This window comes from Haloferax sp. AS1 (genome assembly GCF_014530665.1).
GTDB lineage: Archaea > Halobacteriota > Halobacteria > Halobacteriales > Haloferacaceae > Haloferax > Haloferax volcanii.
In genome coordinates, this window is the sequence record NZ_SPSA01000001.1 from 74,700 (window position 1) to 94,841 (window position 20,142).

18 protein-coding genes and 1 tRNA gene are annotated in these 20,142 nt (G+C 67.7%); 9 read left to right on the forward strand and 10 right to left on the reverse strand.

What is annotated here, in order from left to right:
• Positions 1-913 precede the first annotated feature (913 nt).
• On the forward strand, positions 914-2,608 hold the full coding sequence (locus E4P24_RS00370) for a Cdc6/Cdc18 family protein (RefSeq protein ID WP_004044954.1): 1,695 nt from the start codon (positions 914-916) through the stop codon (positions 2,606-2,608).
• A gap of 47 nt (positions 2,609-2,655) precedes the next feature.
• Here E4P24_RS00370 and E4P24_RS00375 read toward each other — a convergent pair whose 3' ends face one another.
• The gene (locus tag E4P24_RS00375; protein ID WP_115860813.1) at positions 2,656-3,453 is read right to left on the reverse strand and encodes a S26 family signal peptidase; all 798 of its coding nucleotides are present in this window, start codon (positions 3,451-3,453) and stop codon (positions 2,656-2,658) included.
• Between the two features lie 144 nt (positions 3,454-3,597).
• On the opposite strand from E4P24_RS00375, the gene E4P24_RS00380 reads away from it, so the two are divergent.
• Both E4P24_RS00380 and E4P24_RS00385 read left to right on the forward strand, forming a co-directional pair.
• Positions 3,598-5,199: a DNA-directed DNA polymerase II small subunit gene (locus E4P24_RS00380; RefSeq protein WP_115860725.1), complete on the forward strand. Its 1,602-nt coding sequence runs from the start codon at positions 3,598-3,600 to the stop codon at positions 5,197-5,199.
• Positions 5,200-5,340: 141 nt separating this feature from the next.
• Positions 5,341-6,468 (forward strand): NADH:flavin oxidoreductase, encoded by a 1,128-nt coding sequence (locus tag E4P24_RS00385; RefSeq protein WP_188147960.1) that lies wholly within the window; start codon positions 5,341-5,343, stop codon positions 6,466-6,468.
• Positions 6,469-6,590: 122 nt separating this feature from the next.
• Here the strand turns inward: E4P24_RS00385 and E4P24_RS00390 are convergent, their stop codons facing one another.
• Together E4P24_RS00390 and E4P24_RS00395 are read right to left on the reverse strand one after the other, a co-directional pair.
• The gene (locus E4P24_RS00390; RefSeq protein WP_013035623.1) at positions 6,591-7,400 is read right to left on the reverse strand and encodes a ZIP family metal transporter; all 810 of its coding nucleotides are present in this window, start codon (positions 7,398-7,400) and stop codon (positions 6,591-6,593) included.
• Positions 7,401-7,508: 108 nt separating this feature from the next.
• Positions 7,509-7,937 carry a hypothetical protein gene (locus E4P24_RS00395; RefSeq protein WP_004044961.1) on the reverse strand — a complete coding sequence of 143 codons (429 nt, stop codon included), beginning with the start codon at positions 7,935-7,937 and terminating at the stop codon, positions 7,509-7,511.
• 187 nt (positions 7,938-8,124) lie between these two features.
• Here E4P24_RS00395 and E4P24_RS00400 point away from each other — a divergent pair, with 187 nt between their 5' ends.
• Together E4P24_RS00400 and E4P24_RS00405 are read left to right on the forward strand one after the other, a co-directional pair.
• Positions 8,125-9,303, forward strand: coding sequence for an aspartate kinase (locus E4P24_RS00400; RefSeq protein WP_188147961.1), 1,179 nt, complete (start codon positions 8,125-8,127; stop codon positions 9,301-9,303).
• A gap of 225 nt (positions 9,304-9,528) precedes the next feature.
• A complete protein-coding gene (locus tag E4P24_RS00405) occupies positions 9,529-10,875 on the forward strand; it encodes a tryptophanase (RefSeq protein WP_115860721.1) in 1,347 nt (448 codons plus the stop codon).
• A 28-nt stretch (positions 10,876-10,903) separates the two neighbouring features.
• Here E4P24_RS00405 and E4P24_RS00410 read toward each other — a convergent pair whose 3' ends face one another.
• Both E4P24_RS00410 and E4P24_RS00415 read right to left on the reverse strand, forming a co-directional pair.
• Positions 10,904-11,563: a metallophosphoesterase gene (locus E4P24_RS00410; RefSeq protein WP_004065886.1), complete on the reverse strand. Its 660-nt coding sequence runs from the start codon at positions 11,561-11,563 to the stop codon at positions 10,904-10,906.
• 48 nt (positions 11,564-11,611) lie between these two features.
• A complete protein-coding gene (locus E4P24_RS00415; RefSeq protein ID WP_188147962.1) occupies positions 11,612-12,184 on the reverse strand; it encodes an IMP cyclohydrolase in 573 nt (190 codons plus the stop codon).
• Positions 12,185-12,316: 132 nt separating this feature from the next.
• Here E4P24_RS00415 and E4P24_RS00420 point away from each other — a divergent pair.
• Positions 12,317-12,389: transfer RNA gene (locus tag E4P24_RS00420), tRNA-Gln, on the forward strand.
• 161 nt (positions 12,390-12,550) lie between these two features.
• Here E4P24_RS00420 and cgi121 read toward each other — a convergent pair.
• Both cgi121 and E4P24_RS00430 read right to left on the reverse strand, forming a co-directional pair.
• A complete protein-coding gene (cgi121, locus tag E4P24_RS00425; RefSeq protein WP_115860717.1) occupies positions 12,551-13,045 on the reverse strand; it encodes a KEOPS complex subunit Cgi121 in 495 nt (164 codons plus the stop codon).
• Positions 13,042-15,525 (reverse strand): ATP-dependent DNA helicase, encoded by a 2,484-nt coding sequence (locus E4P24_RS00430; protein ID WP_115801965.1) that lies wholly within the window; start codon positions 15,523-15,525, stop codon positions 13,042-13,044. Before E4P24_RS00430 ends, cgi121 begins: the two co-directional genes overlap by 4 nt.
• A gap of 109 nt (positions 15,526-15,634) precedes the next feature.
• On the opposite strand from E4P24_RS00430, the gene E4P24_RS00435 reads away from it, so the two are divergent.
• Both E4P24_RS00435 and E4P24_RS00440 read left to right on the forward strand, forming a co-directional pair.
• On the forward strand, positions 15,635-15,880 hold the full coding sequence (locus tag E4P24_RS00435; RefSeq protein ID WP_004065879.1) for a ferredoxin: 246 nt from the start codon (positions 15,635-15,637) through the stop codon (positions 15,878-15,880).
• A 253-nt stretch (positions 15,881-16,133) separates the two neighbouring features.
• Complete coding sequence (locus tag E4P24_RS00440) at positions 16,134-16,991, forward strand: hypothetical protein (protein ID WP_188147963.1); 858 nt, start codon at positions 16,134-16,136, stop codon at positions 16,989-16,991.
• A gap of 31 nt (positions 16,992-17,022) precedes the next feature.
• On the opposite strand, the gene E4P24_RS00445 is transcribed toward E4P24_RS00440, so the two are convergent.
• Together E4P24_RS00445 and E4P24_RS00450 are read right to left on the reverse strand one after the other, a co-directional pair.
• Positions 17,023-17,601, reverse strand: coding sequence for a hypothetical protein (locus E4P24_RS00445; RefSeq protein WP_115801967.1), 579 nt, complete (start codon positions 17,599-17,601; stop codon positions 17,023-17,025).
• A gap of 93 nt (positions 17,602-17,694) precedes the next feature.
• The gene (locus tag E4P24_RS00450; RefSeq protein WP_004044988.1) at positions 17,695-18,153 is read right to left on the reverse strand and encodes a DUF2391 family protein; all 459 of its coding nucleotides are present in this window, start codon (positions 18,151-18,153) and stop codon (positions 17,695-17,697) included.
• A 125-nt stretch (positions 18,154-18,278) separates the two neighbouring features.
• Here E4P24_RS00450 and E4P24_RS00455 point away from each other — a divergent pair, with 125 nt between their 5' ends.
• The gene (locus tag E4P24_RS00455) at positions 18,279-18,959 is read left to right on the forward strand and encodes a class I SAM-dependent methyltransferase (RefSeq protein WP_008605397.1); all 681 of its coding nucleotides are present in this window, start codon (positions 18,279-18,281) and stop codon (positions 18,957-18,959) included.
• A 27-nt stretch (positions 18,960-18,986) separates the two neighbouring features.
• On the opposite strand, the gene E4P24_RS00460 is transcribed toward E4P24_RS00455, so the two are convergent.
• Entirely contained in the window at positions 18,987-20,072 is a 1,086-nt protein-coding gene (locus tag E4P24_RS00460; RefSeq protein ID WP_188147964.1) for an ABC transporter ATP-binding protein, read from the reverse strand.
• Between the last annotated feature and the right edge of the window lie 70 nt (positions 20,073-20,142).

Sequence of the window (20,142 nt, forward strand, 5' to 3'; positions counted from 1 at the left end):
GGCGGCGCCGGGCGGGGGGGGGGGGGGGGGGGGGGGGGGGAGACCGCTAGACGGCGGTCGAATGTTAATTGAATAGAGAGGATGAGTAATATTATCCGTTTTCTCTCTACTACGGGTTTGGTATGCGGATATCTGTGATAAAACCACCGCTATACAAAGACTACCGAACCCCCCTCCCCTCGTGTTCGCTGCTCCACCTGAAACGATGGGGTGTGGGGGAACCGAGACGCAGGGGTTTCCCGTCGAACTGGAGAACGACAGTTAATTACAGGAGAAATCGAGACGTTACACAAGGTCGATACTCGCTCTACTACCCGAATTCGTCCAAATCGTTATTCGGATATCTCCACGCGAAACGAAGGGGTTACTCCCATCGAGTTTTCTGTCGGGGACACATCGCACGTCGAGTTCCACTCCAACGACGCCCGTTGGTCAGTCACCGCCACCGCTCAGTTACTGTCGGTACTCGGTCTCCGACACCCATCCGGCTACCCACCATCGTTCAGTCACGCTGCCGCGCAGTTGCCGGCGCAACTCGTTACCCACCACTCGGCCGACTCGACCTGTTTCGACTCGACTCGAGCCGAGCCGACTTTCCGACGCGGCTCGATTCGCCCGTTCGCCATCTGGTTCGTCTCCCAGCGACCGCCGGTACTGACGACATCGCCGGGGGAGCGAAACTGATACGCGCGGGTTCTCGTGTTGAAACGGTCCCGCCCGGCCGAGTTCCGGTCGAACGGCGGCGGACGGGTCGGAGAAGTAAGATTTTTGTACCGACTGTTCGTTTGGTTCCTTTGCATCATCTGGAATCGCCTTCTTCGGCGTGATGCGTAAATGCCGACTATCACCGGCTTCACGCACCCTATACGCCGCCGCGGGCGACTATTCCACTTGAAACAAAGGGGTATTCACGATGGACGAGGAAGAGAATCCGCGAGGCGGCGCACGAGGGGAAGCCGGGAACAGCACGCCGGACGACGGCGGCGCGGACGCCGACGCCGATGCTGGCACCGACACCGACGACACACCCAGTAACGACGCGTCCGGCGGTGACGGTTCCGCCGACAGTTCCGCCGTCGAGGACGACGTGTCGCCCGAAGACATCGACATTCAGGCGAGCATCGGTCCCGACGCCGACGCGCCCGACGCGTCCGACGAGGATCTCGACCAGCACAAAGACCCCGACGTCGGCCTCGACAAAGTCGTTCTCAACGACGACGAGGGGTCGAAGGGGCTGTTCGACGACCTTCTCGCCGGCGAGCCGATTTTCGAGAACAAGGAAGTCCTCCGCCCGTCGTACACGCCACACGAACTCCCGCACCGGACCGACCAGATAAACCAGATGGCGACGATTCTCGTCTCCGCCCTGCGCGGGGAGACGCCGTCGAACATCCTCATCTACGGGAAGACGGGGACCGGGAAGACCGCGAGCGCGAAGTTCGTCAGCCAGGAACTCGAATCCACCTCCCAGAAGTACGACGTGCCCTGCGAGGTCGAGTACATCAACTGCGAGGTGACGGACACGCAGTACCGCGTGCTCGCGCAGTTGGCGAACAAGTTCATCGAGAAGAACGTCGAGCGCATCGAGGCCGAACAGGAGCGCCTCGACGAGATGCGCACGCGGGCGACCGAAGACCCCAACGCCCTCGAAGAGACGCCGTACGACTCCATCGCCGAAATCGACGAGCGCGCGGCGGAACTCGACGACGACGCCGACGAGATGGAGACGGTGCCGATGACCGGGTGGCCGACCGACCGCGTCTACACGACGTTCTTCGACGCCGTCGACTACAAAGAGCGGGTGGTCGTCATCATGCTCGACGAAATCGACAAACTGGTCGAGAAGTCGGGCGACGACACGCTGTACAACCTCTCGCGGATGAACTCCGAACTCGATAACTCCCGCATCTCCATCATGGGCATCTCGAACGACCTGAAGTTCACCGACTTCCTCGACCCCCGGGTCAAGTCGAGCCTCGGCGAGGAGGAAATCGTCTTCCCGCCGTACGACGCGAACCAACTCCGCGACATCCTCCAGCACCGCGCCGACGTGGCGTTCAAGCCCGGCGCGCTCACCGACGACGTGATTCCGCTGTGCGCCGCGTTCGCCGCGCAGGAACACGGCGACGCCCGGCGCGCGCTCGACTTGCTCCGCACGGCCGGCGAACTCGCGGAGCGCGGGCAGGCCGACACCGTCGAGGAGGCCCACGTCCGGCAGGCGCAGGACAAAATCGAACTCGACCGGGTGGTCGAGGTCGTCCGCACCCTGCCCACGCAGTCGAAAATCGTCCTCTTCGCCATCATCCTCCTGGAGAAAAACGGCGTCCGCAACATCAACACCGGCGAGGTGTTCAACATCTACAAGCGCCTCTGCGAGGAGATCGACGCCGACGTGCTGACCCAGCGCCGCGTCACCGACCTCATTTCGGAACTCGACATGCTCGGCATCGTCAACGCCGTCGTCGTCTCGAAGGGCCGCTACGGCCGGACCAAGGAAATCAGCCTGTCCGTCCCCATCGACGAGACCGAGGCCGTCCTGCTGACGGACTCCCGACTCGGCGACATCGAGAGCGCACAGCCGTTCGTGCAGGCGCGGTTCGACAACTGAAACTGAAGAACGAAGTCCCGAAGTCCGACGCTTTTAGTGCACTCGCGTCACGCCGCGAGCGCGGCGGTCCGCATCGGTGTGTTCCCCGCTTCGACCCGAAGCGGTGCCGTCGTCGACGCCGCGTCGCTTCCCGGCGCGTCGCCTCCCGCCGCGTTTGCCGTCGACGCGTCGGGAACCGCCGTTTCCATCGTCGGCACGTCGACGAACTCGACAGGGGCGGGCGCGACCGGCGTCGTCGTCGCCATCGAGTTGGCGAGCGTCAGCCGAACCCACCCGAGAAGCGGGATACGGATTCGCGCGACGCCTTGGACCCACTCGGGGCGGACCGGGTCGGCGATACCGCTTACTTGGTCGTACCGGGGGTTGTTGTCGCCTTTCGTGATGAAGCCGCTGTACTCGGCGGGGCAGTTGGCGAGTTCTCGGCAGTTGTCGGCCGACATGTACTCGGGGTTCGCCCGGTCGTACCAGTTCTCTCCGTCGTCGACCCAGAACATCGCCCGGTGGATAATCGGGGGACCTGCCGACCCGGGGTCGTCGTAGACGATGACGCTCCCGGGGCCGCCGAACTTCCGGTAGTCGACCTCCGCGCCCGTCTCGGCCGTGACGACGGCGGTCCCCTCGACCGCCGAGTCGGGGGCGTATCGCTCCGGTCCCGTGATGAACACGAGGTCGCCTTTGTGCATGTGCGGTTCCATGCTCCCGCTTTCGACGGCGACCATCGGCGGCCACACGCCGCTCAGCGCGAACAGGAGCAACCCGACGGCCAACACGGCGAGCGCGCTCGTCAGGAGTTCGCGGACGAACAGAAGCGGCCCCTCCTCTGCCGTCCGAAGCCGAGTTAGCACGCCTTCGTCGGAGGTTGGACCGCGCCGCGAGTCGGGGGAGGGCGGGCGGCCATCGTCGTCACTCATCACTCCCAGTTTACCCGGACTGGGTTTCAACGTTCTGGGTTTCGGCATCCTTTTTGCCGCGTGTCGCGCACTCCGGGTGTGCCACTGGAGACGCCGGCGCGCATCGTCCGGACGCTCGTCGGTCGCGGCTACAACGCCGAACGCGAGGCCGTGACCCTCATCGCCGGCTCCGACGACCCCGGCCGAACCCTCGCCCGCGTCGTCGAAGCCGCCCCGGACGACGCGCTTCGCATCACCGCCGACCACGTCCGCGAGGTGCTCGCGTCCGCCCCCGCCGCGGACCCGTCGGGAACCGAACCGACGCCCCCGGCCGCTGCGGACGCTGCGAACGCCGCGGACGCCGACGTGTCCGCCTCCGCCGCATCAGACCCCTCCGTTTCCGCTGCAACATCGCACGACAACGCGGCCCACACCGACCAGTCTGCTCCAGCCGAAGCGCAGGGGACACCGGGCGGTCGGAACGTCGACCCGGCGCTTCGGTCCCTCGAAATCGCCAACGACATGACCGGCCAGTCGACGGGGACCGGCGAGTACGACGACTTCGTGAAGGTGTTCCGCGACCGCTACGAGAAGCTCTCGAAGCTGCTCCGCGGGCGCGTCAACCACCGCCCCGCGAAGGCCATCTCGAACATGTCCGGCGGCGAGGACGCCGAACTCATCGGCCTCGTCGACGACGTGCGCTCCACCAAGAGCGGCCACTGGATTATCGACCTCGAGGACACGACGGGGACGTTCCCCTGTCTCGTGATGAAGGACAAGGACATCGCGGGCTACGTCGACGAACTCCTCATGGACGAGTGCATCGCGGTCCAGGGGACGCTGTCGGGCGACGCGGGCATCCTCTTCGTCGACTCGATGCACTTCCCCGACGTGCCGCGGAGCCACCGCCCCAACACCGCCGACAGGGACGTGCAGGCGGCGCTCATCTCCGACGTGCACGTCGGCAGTCAGGAGTTCATGGCCGACGCGTGGAACCGCTTTGCCGACTGGCTCCACACCGAGGAGGCAGCGCGCATCGAGTATCTCCTCATCGCCGGCGACATGGTCGAAGGCGTCGGCGTCTACCCGAATCAGGACGAAGAACTCGACGTCATCGACATCTACGAGCAGTACGAGGCGTTCTCCGAGCACCTCAAATCGGTGCCCGGCGACCTCGAAATCGTGATGATTCCGGGCAACCACGACGCGGTCCGACTCGCGGAGCCCCAACCCGGCTTCGACGACGAACTCCGCGACATCATGTCGGCTCACGACGCCCGCATCACGAGCAACCCGTCGATGGTCACGCTCGAAGGCGTCAACGTGCTCATGTACCACGGTGTCTCGCTCGACGAGGTTATCGCCGAGCTGCCGGCGGACAAGGCGAGCTACGACGAGCCGCACAAGGCGATGTACCAGCTTTTGAAAAAGCGTCACGTCGCGCCGCAGTTCGGGGGCCACACCCGCCTCGCGCCCGAGGAACTCGACTACCTCGTCATGGAGGACGTGCCCGACATCTTCCACACCGGCCACGTCCACAAGCTCGGCTGGGGCAAGTACCACAACGTCCTCGCGGTCAACTCCGGCTGCTGGCAGGCCCAGACCGACTTCCAGAAATCGGTCAACATCGACCCCGACGCCGGCTACGCGCCCATCGTCGACCTCGACACGCTGAACATGACGGTCCGGAAGTTCTCCTGAGGCGCGACCGTTTCACTACTGACGACCGTTCGACTCAGCGACCGCTCTCCTACCAGTATGCTCCCTGATAGCACGCCGGATGTGCGGCGACCGGGACCATTCCACCGTCGCTTTTTATCCGCGACGCCCACAGAATCGGTGATGACCGACGACGCGCTGTTCGACGCGACGAGCCTGAACGACCTGTCGCTTTCCAACCGAGTCGGGCTGGCACCGATGACGCGCATCAGCGCCACCGACGAAGGACTGGCGACCAACGAGATGGCCCACTACTACCGGAAGTTCGCCGACGGCGGCTTCGGCTTTCTCGTCACCGAGGGCGTCTACACGGACGACGCGTACAGTCAGGGCTACCTGAACCAGCCGGGACTCGTCACCGACGACCACGTCGAGGCGTGGACGACCGTCACGGACGCCGTCCACGAGGTCGACACGCCGATTTTCGCGCAGTTGATGCACGCCGGGGCGCAGTCGCAGGGCAACCCCCACCTCGACGGCGACCGGACGCTCGCGCCCTCCGCGGTCCAGCCCGACGGCCAGAAGGCCGAGGCCTACGGCGGCAGCGGCGAGTTCGCGGTCCCGAAGGCGGCCGACGAGACCGACCTCGAAACCGCCCGCGAGGGGTTCGTGCGGGCGGCGACGAACGCGGTCGAAGCCGGCTTCGACGGCGTGGAACTCCACGGCGCGAACGGCTACCTGCTCAACGAGTTCCTCGCGGCGGACGCGAACCGACGCGACGACGAGTACGGCGGCGGTCCCGAGTCCCGCGTGAAATTCCCCGCCGAGGTGCTTTCGGCGGTCACCGACGCGGTTCCCGAGGAGTTCGTCGTCGGCATCCGCGTCTCGCAGGAGAAAGTGACCGACGGCGACTACGAGTGGCCCGAGGGCGAGGACGCGGCCGCGGTCTTCTTCGAGGAGCTGTCGGCGGCCGGAGCCGACTACGTCCACACGACCGAGACCGACGCGACGACTCCGACCTTCGGCGCGGACGGTCCGACACTCGCTGAGGCCGCCGCCGAGTACGTCACCGACGACACGGTCGTCATCGCCAACGGCGGTCTCGGCGACCCGGACGCGGCGCGGGCCGCCGTCGACGCCGGCGCGGACCTGTTCACGCTGGGCACGAGCGCGCTCGCCAACCCGGACTGGCCGGCGCGCGTGGCCGCCGGCGACGACCTCGACGCGTTCGACCCGGCGAAGTTCCTCGCGCCGACCGCCGGGCTCTCGGACCACGAGGTCCCGTCCGAGCCGCCGCTCGCGGACGACTGACGCGCGCTCGACGGCGGCTTCTCCGCCTGCGAACTGCCCACCGAACCCCTTCGCTTCCACTCGAACTCCCGTTACACAGTTCCTCGACGGTCGCCGTATTCGGACGCGCTAACTCGATTCGACTACCCGAGCGTCACGTCGAGGTAGAGCATCACGACGACGCCGACCATCGTCCCGAACGTCGCCACGCGCTCGTGGCCGTTCGAGTGCGTCTCGGGGACGATTTCGTCGGAGATGACGAACAGCATCGCGCCGGCGGCGAAGCCCATCGCGTAGGGGAGCAGCGCCGCGGCGTACTGGATGGCCCACGCGCCGAAGACGGCGAGCGGAATCTCCACGAGGCCGGCGCGGATGCCCGCGAACGTCGCGTAGGTCGTGTTCCGAAGCCCGGCGTTGACGGCGGCGATGGAGACGGCCAGCCCCTCGGGGATGTTCTGGATGCCGATGGCGAGCATCAGCGGGACGGCGGTCCCGAGGTCGCCGGAGCCGAACCCGACCCCGACGGCGAGGCCCTCGGGCATGTTGTGGATGGTGATGGCGACGATAAACAGGACGACAGAGGCCATCTTTTTGTCCGTCTCCGGGGCGTCCGCTCGGGTCTTGCCGGTCACGAGAATGTGGACGTGCGGAATCCACAGGTCGGCTTGGTCGAGGACGACGACGCCGATGACGAAGCCGACGAGGACGGGAATCGGACTCCCGCCCGCCGCCTCGATGCCGGGGAGGATGAGGCTCGTGAAACTCGCGGCGAGCATGACGCCGGCGGCGAAGCCGAGGAGCGTGTCGAGCGAGCGCTTCGAGGGGTCGCGCCAGACGAGAATGAGGAGCGCGCCGAGCATGTTCATCCCGGCGATGACGATGCCGCCGAGGAGGCCCTGCATCACCGGGTTCGAGCCGGCGAGCGAGACGAACAGCTCTTCGACCGCCGTCACGGCCGTCTCACTTCCGGCGGCCGTCTCTCGCGTCGTTCGGTCATGGACCACCTGACGAGCGGGAGGTATGTATTCCCTCCGTCGGTTCTCGCCGGCCGCGAGGCTCGACTATCCCGTCTCGTCGAGGACGTACCGGAGCGTCGGGGACCCTTCGAACCGCGGGCCGTGGCCGACGCGGTCGAAGCCGACGTGCTCGACCGCCTCGCACAGCGGGGCCTCGGATTCGAGGACGAGCACCTCGACCGGCAGGTCTTCGGCGCTGGCGAAGCGCAGCGGCTCTTCGAGCAGTCGCCGCACCGCCGCCTCGGTGCCGCCGAGGCGGGTGACGTGGAGGACGCCGTCGCGGACGTCGAAGCCGACGAAGCCGAGCACCGGTTCGTCGTCGGCCGGCGCGTCGGCGTGGGGGTCCGAACTCGTCTCGGCGGTGGCGAGGCGGACCGTCCGGTCGCGTATCAGCCGACGCATCGCCCGTATCGGCGCGTCGGCGACGGCGGCGAGCGCCTCGGCGTCGGTGTCAACGGCGTCTCTGACATCCATGCCCGAACGTTCCGCGGCTTCGGTGATAAATCTCCGCCCGCGAGGCGTCGGTACGGGCCGTCTCAGCGCCGGATTCGCGGGTGACGGCAACGGTTGAATCGGAGGACATAGTTATACGTCCCCCCGCGTTAGCCCCTCGCATGTTTACCAACGAAGCCCCGAAGCGACGCGACGCACCGGAGGAACGATGCGCGTAGTCGCGAAGTTCGGCGGCACCTCGCTCGGGAGCGGCGACCGAATCAACCGCGCCGCCGACTCCATCGCCGCGGCCGTCGAACACGGCCACGAAATCGCCGTCGTCGCCTCCGCGATGGGCTCGACGACCGACGACCTCCTCGACGAAATCAAGTTCGAGGCCGACGACCGCGACCGCGCCGAAATCGTCTCGATGGGCGAGCGGACCAGCGTGCGCATGCTCAAGGCGGCGCTGGCCGCCCGCGGCGTCAACGCCCTGTTCGTCGAACCCGGCACCGACGAGTGGCCGGTCATCACGAACGACCTCGGCGAGGTCGACGTCGAGGCGACCCGAGAGCGGGCCGCGAAGCTCGCCGCCGAACTCGACGGCGTCGTCCCGGTCATCACCGGCTTCCTCGCGCAGAACCACGACGGCGAAATCACGACGCTCGGCCGCGGCGGCTCCGACACCTCCGCCGTGATGCTCGGCAACTACATGGACGCCGACGAGGTCGTCATCGTGACCGACGTGGAGGGCGTCATGACCGGCGACCCGCGCGTTGTCGAAGGCGCGCGCAACGTCGGCCGCATCACCGTCGACGAGCTTCGGAACCTCTCGTTCCGCGGGGCCGAGGTCGTCGCGCCGTCGGCGCTCTCGTACAAGGACGCGGCGCTGGACGTTCGCGTCGTCCACTACCAGCACGGCGACCTGCTCACCGGCGGGACGCTCATCGAAGGCGAGTTCCACAACCTCATCGACATGCAGGAAGAGCCCCTCGCGTGTCTCACCGTCGCCGGGCGGGCGATTCGCAACCGACCGGGCATCCTCGCGGACCTCTCGACCGCCCTCCGAGAGGAGGACATCAACGTCGACTCGGTCGCCTCCGGGATGGACTCCATCACGCTCTACGTCCTCGAAGACGACTCCGACCGGGCCGAGGCCGTCCTCCACGACCGCGTCGTCGCCGACGACGCGCTGTCGTCGGTCACCGTCGAAGACGACATCGCCGTCGTCCGCGTCACCGGCGGCGAACTCCCGAACCGCCCCGGCGTCATCCTCGACATCGTCGAGCCGCTGTCCGAGGCCGGCATCAACATCCACGACGCCATCACCTCCGCGACCTCCGTCGCCATCTTCGTGGCGTGGGACGACCGCGAGGAGACGCTCGGCATCATCCAAGACGAGTTCTGAGCCGGTTCTCGTCGCTGCTCTCGAAGCTGTTTCTCGCGCGCTCGCGTCCTCGAAAGTGACATCCCTCGACCGGTGGTCGTCGGCGGTCGCTGAAGTCGGCTCGTGGCGAGAACGGAACAGCCGGCGACACCGATGCACACACCAGTCCACGAGCGCCGAAAACCGGGCGTCGCCCCTCGATTTTCCGCCTGCCGATTACTTCACATTCGCGGGCCTATTGCGGGCATGAAATCGTACAAGGCGAAGATGGTCGAGCCCATCGAACTCCCCTCGCGCGAGGAGCGCGAGGCCGCCCTCGAACGCGCCGGCTACAACGCGTTCAACCTCGACGCTCGCGACGTGTACATCGACCTCCTGACCGACTCGGGGACGGGAACGATGTCCGCAGAGCAGTGGGCCGCGATGATTCGCGGCGACGAGGCCTACGCCGGCAGCGAGTCGTTCGCCCGACTCGCGGAGTCGGTCCGCGACGTGATGGGATTCGAGCACGTCGTGCCGACCCATCAGGGCCGCGGCGCTGAGAACGTCCTCTACGGCGTCCTCTTGGAGGACGGCGACGTGGTGCCGAACAACTCCCATTTCGACACGACCCGCGCCCACGTCGTCAATCAGGGCGCGGAGCCGGTCGACTGCCCGTCGCCCGCCGCTCGCGACCCCAACTCGACGGAGACGTTCAAGGGAAACTTCGACATCGACGCGGGCTACGCGCTCGTCGAGGAGGTCGGGGCCGACGCGATTCCCGTCGTCGCCCTCACCATCACGAACAACTCCGTCGCCGGCCAGCCGGTCTCGATGGCGAACATCCGCGCCACCGCCGAGTTCGCCCGCGACATCGACGCCATGTTCGTCATCGACGCCTGTCGGTTCGCGGAGAACGCCCACTTCATCAAGACCCACGAGGCGGGCTACGAGAACCACTCGGTCGCCGAAATCGCCCGCGCGCAGTTCGAACACGCAGACGCCATCACGATGTCCGGGAAGAAGGACGCCCTCGTCAACATCGGCGGCTTCGCCGCGATGCGCGACGAGACGGTGTTCGAACACGCGAAACAGCGCGCCATCCTCTTCGAGGGCTTTCCCACCTACGGCGGCCTCTCGGGCCGCGACATCGAGGCGATGGCCGTCGGCCTCCGCGAGGCCGTCACGCCGCCGTACGTGACCGACCGCGTCGAGCAGGTGGCCGAACTGGGCGACCTGCTGGTCGAGGCCGGCGTCCCCGTCTACCAGCCGACCGGCGGGCACGCGGTCTACCTCGACGCCGGCGAGGTGTTCCCGCACATCCCGAAAGAGGAGTTCCCCGGACAGGAACTCGTCTGTGCGCTCTACCTCGAAGGCGGCGTTCGCGGCGTCGAACTCGGCGGCTTCGCGTTCCCCGGCACCGACCGGCCGGACCTCGTGCGCCTCGCGCTCCCGCGGCGCACATACAGCCGCGAACACCTCGAACACGTCGCCGAGACGGCCGCGAAGGTGATGGCCTCGGCCGGCGAATACGGCGGCCTCGAAATCGTCGCGGAGCCGCCGATGAAGGAGCTTCGGCATTTCTCGGCGCGGCTCGAACCGGTGTCGAACTGACGGCTTCAGGACGGCTACTCGCGTTCCCCTATTTTCCCTCGTACAGCCGACTCGCCAGTCGCTCCGGCAGGCCGGCCTCGCGCACGCGCTCCGCGACGCGGTCGATGTCGTAGTTGACGCGTTCCGCCTCGATTTCCATCGCGTCGAGGTCGACGACCGCGTAGGCCGCCCGCGGGTCGCCGTCGCGGGGCTGGCCGACGCTACCGGGGTTCAGCACGATTCCGTCGTCGTAGATTCGGTGGCCCTGCACGTGGGTGTGGCCCAACACCAGCAGGTCCTCGTCGTCGAGGAGCGACGGCGAGAAGTCGTCGGGATAGGTGTAGCGGTCGGGGTGGTTCGGGTGGCCGTGGGCGAGTTTGACTCGGCCGTCGGCGAGCGTCCGGGTCTTCGGAAGCGCCGAGAGCCAGTCCATCGACGCCGGCGACAGCGCGTCGCGGGCGTAGTCGACGCCCGCGGCCGCCATGCTGTTGAAGCGGAAGCCGGTCCCCGACGTGACCGCGCGGTCGTGGTTCCCCGAGACGGTCGGCACGTCCCGTTCTGCGAGTTCGGACACGCACTCCTCGGGCCACGGGTTGTAGCCGACCACGTCGCCGGCGCAGACCAGTCGGTCGACCGAGGGCATCGATTCGAGCACCGCTTCGAGTGCCGGGAGGTTCCCGTGCACGTCCGAGATGACGCCCAGACGCATGGCTCGGTGTACGGCGTCGCGGCTGAAAAGTCTCGGGCCGCGGCGGCGCTATTCGCCGTTGTAGAAGGAGGTTTCGACGGCGTCGCCGACGGTCGCGGCGGCGGCGCAGACGGCGTGTTCGAACTCGTGGTCGTACAGTTCGCGGGCCGCGTCGGCGGCGGTCTCGGCGTCGAGGTCGAACGCGCGCGGGTCGTCTTCCTCGTAGGTCGCCACGAGCGTCGGTTCGGTGACGGCTTCGACGACGAGGGCGTCCTTGCGGACGATGCCGATGTAGGCCTCGTCGTCGCCGACGACGCCAGCGATGCGGGGCGTGTCGTAGTCGTCTTTCTCGTAGTCGAGCGCGAGCAGAATCTCCGCGAGCGCGTCGCGCGGCGGGTAGCCGAGGTCGAGTTTCTCCGCGACGGGGTCGACCTGCGAGCCGTTGCCGACGACGACGTAGTCGCCGCCCTCGCGGACGCAGTTGTAGGCGATGTAGGGGTTGTCGGTCTCGGGGGCGTCGGGCGTCGGCCCGACGGTCAAGGCGTCGTCCCGGTCGACGACCCGTCGGTTCGGGAAGGACCGAGAGGAGACGCGATACGCACCGATTCCGGGACCAACGACGACGAAACGTCCGACGTACATACACGACAGTGGATAGAATAGGGGGAAATAGTTGGCGGTTTATGCACGTCTGTCCGTCGCCGTGCGACGAAATCCCACGGCGGAATCGACACGCAACGTTTACAAATACCCGCGAAGTACGAACTGATGCGAAGTCCCATGGGGTAGTGGCCAATCCTGTTGCCTTCTGGGGGCAACGACCCAGGTTCGAATCCTGGTGGGACTATTTCTCCGATTCTCACGCGCTTCGAGGCTACGCTGTCCCCTGCTCTCCAGTTGAAACGAAGGGGTGGGATTCGAAAACCCAAGGGGTTTGTTTCGAGTGGAGTTTTTGAGTACGGATTCGCGGGACCACCGGATACGGCCGATACGGGCCGCGAAACCCGCTTAGCGGTCGACCGCGAGGAGCGCCACTCGCTCTCTGACCAGCGCGGGGAGGTCGCCGTCGACGACGTGCAACTCCGTCTCGCCCACGTCGAACACGTCGCGGACGAGGCTCTCGTCGTAATCACCGAGGGTCTCTGCGGGTTCGAGGTCGAGGCGGTCGAACAGCGCGGCCTCGGCGGCGGCCTCGTCGCCGCCGTCGACGAGAACCACGACGGGGAGCGTCCCTTCCGAGACGCCGATTTCGAACGCGCGGTTAATCTGCCGGCGGCCGCTGGCGTAGAGGAGGATTTCGACGGCGCGGTCGCGGGCGATTTCGTTGCCGCGGGCGATGGCCCTGTCGGCGAGCTCGACCGCTCGTTCGAGGTGCGCGCGGTCCACGACGTACCGGGCGTCGAACGCCTGCACCGTCGCGCCCGTCTCGTCGGCCACGTCGCCGACGGCCGCGATGAACGAATCGAGGTCCGAGACGGTCGCCTCGGCTTCGACGAGCCTCATTCGAAATCACCCAGACTGGCCTGCTGGTCGGCGCGCTCTTTGGCCGTCTCGAAGCCGGCGTCGTCGGGGACGGCGTCGTCCGGCGCGTCGTCTTCGTCCACCTCGTCCATCGACGGGTCCTTTCTCCCCGCGGCTTCGAGGATGTTCTCCGCGGTCTTCCTGCGACCCCGGAGGGCGGCGAGGACGCGCGATTTGTCGGCCTCGCGGAGGTCGGCCCGAGTTTCGACGCCGGCTTCGAACAGCCGGCGGGCGCGCTTCCGGCCGACGCCGCGGACGCCGGCGAGGTCGAGCAGTTCCTCGCGGACGCCGTACTCGACGCGCTTTTTCGCCTCGCGGACCGCGTACACCGAATCGAGGTCGAGTTCGGTGGCGAGTCGCTCGGCCGCGCCGAGGAGCCACTCGGCGGTCTCGACCTTCCCGCGGATGTCGCCGGGGCCGACGCCGTAGCGCTCGGTGATGCGGTCTTCGTCCACCTCGCCGACCCAGTCTTCGAGGAGCTTCGCGGTCTTCAGCGCCGACAGCCAGTCTTCGAACGCCACGTCCTCGTACTCCGAGGGAACGCGCCCGAGGAACTCCGGTTCGCGCTCGTAGCACAGTTCCGTGTAGGTCTCGCGGTCGCCGGACTTCAGGTAGAGCTGATACATATCGGGCGTCCGGCAGACGAGGTGATAGAGACCGAGCGGCGTCGGATACGTCCGGTCCGTCTCGACCCCGTCGGCGTCGTCGCTGTCGCCGTCGCCGTTCGCGCCCACCCCGTCTTCGCCGCCTCCACCGTCGCCGTCGTCAGCGACCATCTCGCTTGCCCGCTGGAAGCCGCCGGATTCGTCGGATTCGCTTCGGTCTCGCGTCGGCTTCTCCGGCGTCTCGCCCGCGAGCGCCCGGAGCTTTTCGGTTCGGTGGTCCGCGGCCCATTCGAGGCCGTCGATGATTTCGGCGGCGCTCATCGGGTCGAGGTAGAGTCGCGAGACGGTGTGGCCGACGGGCGTCGCCCGTATGGTCTCGCCGTCGAACTCGACGAACCCGTTCACTTCGAGGTAGTCGAGCACGCGGTCCGTCACCTGTCCGAGTCGCTCGGGGTCGTCGGTCTGGGTCGCATACAGCGTCTGGTCGAGGAATTCGAGCAGCCCCTCGCGGGTGTGGGCGAAGCCGGAGGCGACCGTGGCGAGCAGGTGCGTCCGAAGCGCGGGTTCGGCCGCGAGCTTCGACCGCACGTCCTCCGCGTCGGCCCAGATGTACCGCTCGAACAGTTCGTCCCGGGCGTCCGCGTCCTTCGCCAACAGCACCGCCTCGCCGTAGGGGTCGAGGCCGGGGCGGCCGGCGCGACCCATCATCTGGTGGACTTCGAGCACGTCCAGCGGTTTCATGCCGCCGTAGTCGCCGTCGTAGCGCTGCCAGTCGCGGACGACGACGCGGCGGCTCGGGGTGTTGACGCCGGCGGCGAGCGTCGGCGTCGCGCAGATGCATTTGATGAGTCTGTCGCGGAAGGCGTCTTCCACGAGCGTTCGGTGTTCCGCGGCGAGTCCCGCGTGGTGGAACGCCGCGCCTTTGGCGACCGCGTTGGCGAGGTCGTCGGAGGTCTCGGTGTCGGACACGTCGCGTATCTCGGCGGCGAGCTCCGCGAGGTCGCTGCGCTCGTCGCCGGTGACGTACCGCTCCGTCACGTCGGCCATGCGGCGGGCCGCGGACTCCGCGTTGCGCCGCGAGTTCACGAAGACGAGCGAGGAGCCTTGGTCGCCCTCGCCGTCGCCCTCCAGCGCGTCGGCGACGAGCGCGGGCGTCTGTCGTTCCCCGCGGCCGACCGGCACCTCGCGTTGGCTCCCGTCGGCGAAGGAGACGGCGTTGCCGTAGTGGACGCCCATCTTGAGGTCGATGGGTCGCCAGTCGGACTTGACGAGCTCCGCGTCGAGCCAGTCGGAGACGACGCCCGCGTTGCCGACGGTCGCCGAGAGTGCGACGACTTGCAGGTTCGTGTTGAGTCGGCGGAGCTTCGCCAGCGTGACCTCCAGCGTCGGCCCGCGGTGGCGGTCGTCGACGAGGTGGACTTCGTCGGCGACGACGCAGGTGAGTTGGTCCATCCACGCCGCGTTGTTCCGGACGAGCGAGTCGACCTTCTCGCTCGTGGCGACGATGATGTCGCGCGAGGAGAGCCACTCGCCGTCGGACTCGTAGTTGCCGGTCGAGACGCCCACGTCGATGCCGTACTCCTCCCAGCGCTCGAACTCGGCTTTCTTCTCGGAGGCGAGCGCCCGGAGCGGGACGATGTACAGCGCCTTCCCGCCGCGCGCGACGCTCGACAGCATCGCCAGTTCGGCGATGAGCGTCTTCCCGCTCGCGGTCGGGACGGCGGCCACGAGGCTCTCGCCGTCCGTCAGGCCGGCTTCGACGGCCTCGGCCTGCGGCGGGTACAACTCCTCGATGCCCTCGTCGCGGAGGGCCTCGGGAACCCCCGTCGGCAGGCCCGTCAGATCCGCAGTTCGCATTGCATCCCCCTTGGACCGTCCCCCGGTTTAAGCCATCGGGTCGGTTCGGTCGCGGGCGCACCGGTCCCGCGTCGGCAGGGCTTTGTACGGCCCGGCGGTACGGTGGCGCATGAAAGTCGAGTACGACCGCGACACCTGCATCGGCATGTTCCAGTGTGTCGACGAGTGGGAGGGCTTCGAGAAGAACGTCGACGACGGTAAGGCCGACCTCGTCGACGCCGAGGAGACCGACGACGGCGTCTTCGTCCGCGAGATTCCCGAGGACGCCGAGTTCGACGCGAAGTTCGCCGCCCGCGTCTGCCCCGTCGAGGCCATCCGCATCCTCGACGACGACGGCGAACAGCTCGTCCCCTGACCGCGACGCCGACGACGCCACCGGCTTCTCTCGCTTCTTCGACCTGACCGGCCCGTGTGACCGCCGACCGTGGGCCGCGTCCCCGAACCCCTCCGTTTCGACTGGAGATTCGACCGACGATAGAGTGTAACAGTTAAGCGGCGGGCCCCTAATCGTGCCACTATGAGCCAAGCGACGAAAATCGTGCTCGGTACCGTCGGCGTGTCGGCCCTGCTGGCCGTCGTGTTCGTCGGGATGAGCATCGCCTGAACGGATGTTCGAGACGCGCAGCCTGCCGTCGGACCTCGAATCGGTCCGCGACGACTACGCCCCCGGCGCGCTCGTGTTGGACGTGGCCGGTGACTTCGACACCATTCCCCCCGAGGCCGCCGAAAACCTCGGGTTGGTGGTCGACTCGCTCTCCCCGGCGGCGTACCCCGCCGAGTGGCTACCGGACGACGCGCCCCAACAGCTTCGGCGCTACGCGTCGTCGGATTTCACCATCGGGATGCCCGGCGACGGCACCGTGTCGTGGTCCCGACAGACCGCGCCGCCGGTCGTGCTGGTGAAGTACCGCGCGAAGGGGACGCCGGACGACTTTCTGGATTTCCTCATCGCCGAGGCGTTCGTGCAGGCCGGGAACGACGAGATTCCCGAACATTTCCTCCCCTTCTTCGGTGAGCAGTACGCCGACCTCGCGGCGGCGACGCCGCTCGGCCCGAGCGAGACGTATCAGGTCGCCGCCGCCCTCTACGAGGGCTGGGTCGGCCTCCACACCCGCGAGGCGTTCGCGTCGTGGGAGGGCGACCACGACCGCCTCCACGAGGCGTGGGTCGACGCCGGCGGCCGCCTCGACGACCGCCTCGAAAATCTCCCGCGGCTCGTCGCGCTCGGCAGACTCTCGTTCGCCGAGGCGACCGAGTTCGCGTGTTCGGCCGTCAAACACGGCCGCGACCTCCCCGCGCCGTTTTCGGCGCTGGACACCGCGGCGTACCGCGACCACGGCCCGAGCTACGCGGTCAAGTGGGCCGAAAAAACGTTCGCGCAGCTTGCGGCTGACGACGATGGCGCCGACGCGGAATCGAGCGACGACGCCGACCCGACCGCGGACGACGCCGCCGACTCGGCGTAGTCGGTCGCGTCCGAGCGCGTCGCGTGCCGCTTCAGAACTCGGTCGTGACGGTGCCGTCCTCGTTGAGGTCGACGACGCCGTCGAACAGTTCGCGGAAGCGGTCGAGCGTCTCCTGGTCGTGGACCTCCTTCGAGAGGTGGAACAGCCCCACCGCGTCGAACTCGTCGAGCAGTTCGAGAATCTGTTTCGTCGCCTCGAAGGCGCGGTCCTCGTCGGCGTAGTAGGCCATCTCCGTGACCGAATCGACGCTGAGCCGGAGCTTCCCGTCGTGGCGTTCGAGGAACTGCCGGGTCTTCTCGACGATGGCGTCGAGGTCGTCGGGGGCCGCGACGTAGTGGATGTTGTCCGAACTGCGCCGGGAGTAGCCGCGCTCGATAGACAGCGTGTCGAGGATGGTGGCGCTGGACTCGTCGACCTCGTAGTGTTCCAGCTTCTGTTCGACCTCGCGCGCGGTCGTCCGCGTCGAGATGACGAGGAAGCGGTCGGTGTCGACCTTGAAGAAGTCGGTGTCGATACGGTCGGTCTCGCCGATGCTCGGATGAAGGAGCAAGATACCTGTGCCGCCCGGAATCGTTTCGGGCGCGTCTTCGATGGCGAGCTCGTAATCCATACCCCAAGCAGTTACCCTGCCGACTTAATCCTTCATGCCGCTCGGGCGGCGTCGTCCCGGAATCGTAACGTATGTTCACGCCTCCGGGCGAGGTCAGAACAGCGAGTCGGCCGTGGCCGCGCCGATGACGCTGAACACCGCGCCGACGCTCGTCGCCTTGAGCGTGATGCGGAGCACCGCGAGGTCGAGTTCGTATCCGAGCACGGAGACGAGAACCTCTCCCGACACGTCCGAGAGGAACGTCCCCGGCGCGTCGAACGCGAGCGCGAGGATGAACACGGAGAGATACGAGACGGAGATGAGCGAGATGAATCGGACGGGAATCCCGCCGACCTCGCGCTCTCTGTCGGGGTCGCGGTCGTCGGCCTTGTAGAGCGCGCCGTAGCCGACCGCGAGCACGATGATGAGCGTGAGAAGCGCCTGCGCGAACGACATGCTCCGCGCGAGCACCCACACCTCCTCGGTGACGACGAACGGCCCCGCGAGGAGGAAGCCGCCGACGACCTGCTGGGCGGTGTCGGCGAGCGCGAACCGACGGCGGACTCCGACCATACCCCGTCGTCGTGACGGCGGCAATTAAAAGGCGCGACGGGGGGCGCGACCGGGTCGTCGTCGGACTCGCCCGTCTGTGCGGTCCGGTCCGAACGCATTTTCACCCCGGCGCGCGAGGCTCCGATATGAGCGTCCGCGACGAGTTCGACGCCTGGGCGGCCGACGGCCGCGACAAGGGCATGGAGGACCGACACTGGCACACCGCGAAGCACGCGCTCGCACGGATGCCCGTCGAGGAAGGCGACACCGTCGTCGACCTCGGGACCGGAAGCGGCTACGCCCTCCGCGCGCTCCGCGACACGAAGGGTATCGGCCGCGGGTTCGGCCTCGACGGCTCGCCCGAGATGGTCCAGAACGCCCGCGCGTACACCGACACCGACGACCTCTCGTTTCTCGTCGGCGACTTCGACGACCTCCCGTTCGACGACGACAGCGTCGACCACGTCTGGTCGATGGAGGCGTTCTACTACGCCGCCGACCCGCACCACACCCTCGAAGAAATCGCTCGTATCCTCAAGCCGGGCGGCACGTTCTACTGCGCGGTCAATTATTACGAGGAGAACGTCCACTCCCACGAGTGGCAGGAGCTCATCTCCATCGACATGACCCGCTGGTCCCACGCGGAGTACCGCGAGGCGTTCCGCGACGCCGGCCTCCACGTCGCGGAACAGGACTCCATCGCCGACCTCGACATCGACATCCCGGCGGCGACCGAGTTCCCGACCGACGACTGGGAGACCCGCGAGGCGATGGTCGAGCGCTACCGGACGTTCGGCACGCTCCTGACCGTCGGCGTCGCGCCCTGAGACGGCGGAAAAACCGACCGTCTCGACCTATTCGACGACGTGAGCCGACGCCGGGGCGAATCCGACTTCCAGCGTCGTCCCGACCTCGAACCCCGCGTCCGACTGTTCGCCGCCGTCTTCGACCGCCACGACGAGTTCCGTCCCGCCCCAGTCGAGTCTGACCCGCGTCGTCGCCCCCTGAAACTCGGTGTCGACGACGGTCCCCCGAATTTTGTTCGTCCCCGCGCCGGCCCGGAGTTGTTCGGGGCGGACGCAGAAGGTGAGTTCGTCGCCGGCTCCCGCTCTCGACCCCGCCTCCCCGAGCACCCGCCGCCCCTCGGCCAACGTGAACACCGCGTCGCCGACGCCGACGCGAATCCCCCCCGTTTCCGGTCGAGACTCGACGACGCCGTCGAGGACGTTGTTCTCGCCGAGGAACTCCGCGACGAACCGCGTCCGCGGTCGGCGGTAGAGTTCGCGGGGGCGGCCGACCTGCTCGACGCGGCCGCCGTTGAGGACGGCCACCCGGTCCGAGACCGCCAGCGCCTCCGACTGGTCGTGGGTGACGTAGACGGTCGTCACGCCGAGGTCCGACTGGATGCGCTTTACCTGCCGGCGGAGACGGTCCCTGAGTCGGGCGTCCAGCGCCGACATCGGCTCGTCGAGGAGCAGCAGGTCCGGGCCGGGCGCGAGCGCGCGAGCCAGCGCGACGCGCTGTTGTTGGCCGCCAGATAGCGAGTCGGGGTCGCGGTCTTCGAACCCCGCGAGGTCGACGAGGTCAAGCAGTTCCGCGACGCGGTCGTCGCGGGAGCCGCCGCCCGGCGGGTCGGTAAAGCGGAGGCCGTAGGCGACGTTCTCGCCGACGCTGAGGTGCGGGAACAGCGCGTAGTTCTGGAACACGACGCCGACGCCCCGCGACTCGGGCGCGACGCCGGCCATCGACTCGCCGTCGAAGCGGACGGTCCCCTCGGTCGGGGACTCGAAGCCGGCGATACAGCGGAGCGTGGTCGTCTTCCCGCAGCCGGAGGGGCCGACGAGCGTGAAGAACTCGCCGTCGTCGACCGACAGCGAGACGGAATCGAGCGCCGTCGCCGACCCGTAGCGTTTGGACACCGCGTCGAGTTCGAGTCTCACGGGTTCGCCTCCGAAGTCACGTGCTCCCCTCGCCGGCGGACGGGCATAATTCTCACTTCCCGCGACTCTC

What these genes read in the sequence shown, in the direction of transcription:
- E4P24_RS00430 (WP_115801965.1), bottom strand. Translation starts at nt 15,525, where the DNA reads ATGCGAACTGCGGATCTGACGGGCCTGCCGACGGGGGTTCCCGAGGCC.
- E4P24_RS00445 (WP_115801967.1), bottom strand. Translation starts at nt 17,601, where the DNA reads ATGGATTACGAGCTCGCCATCGAAGACGCGCCCGAAACGATTCCGGGC.
- E4P24_RS00435 (WP_004065879.1), top strand. Translation starts at nt 15,635, where the DNA reads ATGAAAGTCGAGTACGACCGCGACACCTGCATCGGCATGTTCCAGTGT.
- E4P24_RS00455 (WP_008605397.1), top strand. Translation starts at nt 18,279, where the DNA reads ATGAGCGTCCGCGACGAGTTCGACGCCTGGGCGGCCGACGGCCGCGAC.
- E4P24_RS00450 (WP_004044988.1), bottom strand. Translation starts at nt 18,153, where the DNA reads ATGGTCGGAGTCCGCCGTCGGTTCGCGCTCGCCGACACCGCCCAGCAG.
- E4P24_RS00400 (WP_188147961.1), top strand. Translation starts at nt 8,125, where the DNA reads ATGCGCGTAGTCGCGAAGTTCGGCGGCACCTCGCTCGGGAGCGGCGAC.
- E4P24_RS00395 (WP_004044961.1), bottom strand. Translation starts at nt 7,937, where the DNA reads ATGGATGTCAGAGACGCCGTTGACACCGACGCCGAGGCGCTCGCCGCC.
- cgi121 (WP_115860717.1), bottom strand. Translation starts at nt 13,045, where the DNA reads ATGAGGCTCGTCGAAGCCGAGGCGACCGTCTCGGACCTCGATTCGTTC.
- E4P24_RS00415 (WP_188147962.1), bottom strand. Translation starts at nt 12,184, where the DNA reads ATGTACGTCGGACGTTTCGTCGTCGTTGGTCCCGGAATCGGTGCGTAT.
- E4P24_RS00405 (WP_115860721.1), top strand. Translation starts at nt 9,529, where the DNA reads ATGAAATCGTACAAGGCGAAGATGGTCGAGCCCATCGAACTCCCCTCG.
- E4P24_RS00410 (WP_004065886.1), bottom strand. Translation starts at nt 11,563, where the DNA reads ATGCGTCTGGGCGTCATCTCGGACGTGCACGGGAACCTCCCGGCACTC.
- E4P24_RS00370 (WP_004044954.1), top strand. Translation starts at nt 914, where the DNA reads ATGGACGAGGAAGAGAATCCGCGAGGCGGCGCACGAGGGGAAGCCGGG.
- E4P24_RS00440 (WP_188147963.1), top strand. Translation starts at nt 16,134, where the DNA reads ATGTTCGAGACGCGCAGCCTGCCGTCGGACCTCGAATCGGTCCGCGAC.
- E4P24_RS00385 (WP_188147960.1), top strand. Translation starts at nt 5,341, where the DNA reads ATGACCGACGACGCGCTGTTCGACGCGACGAGCCTGAACGACCTGTCG.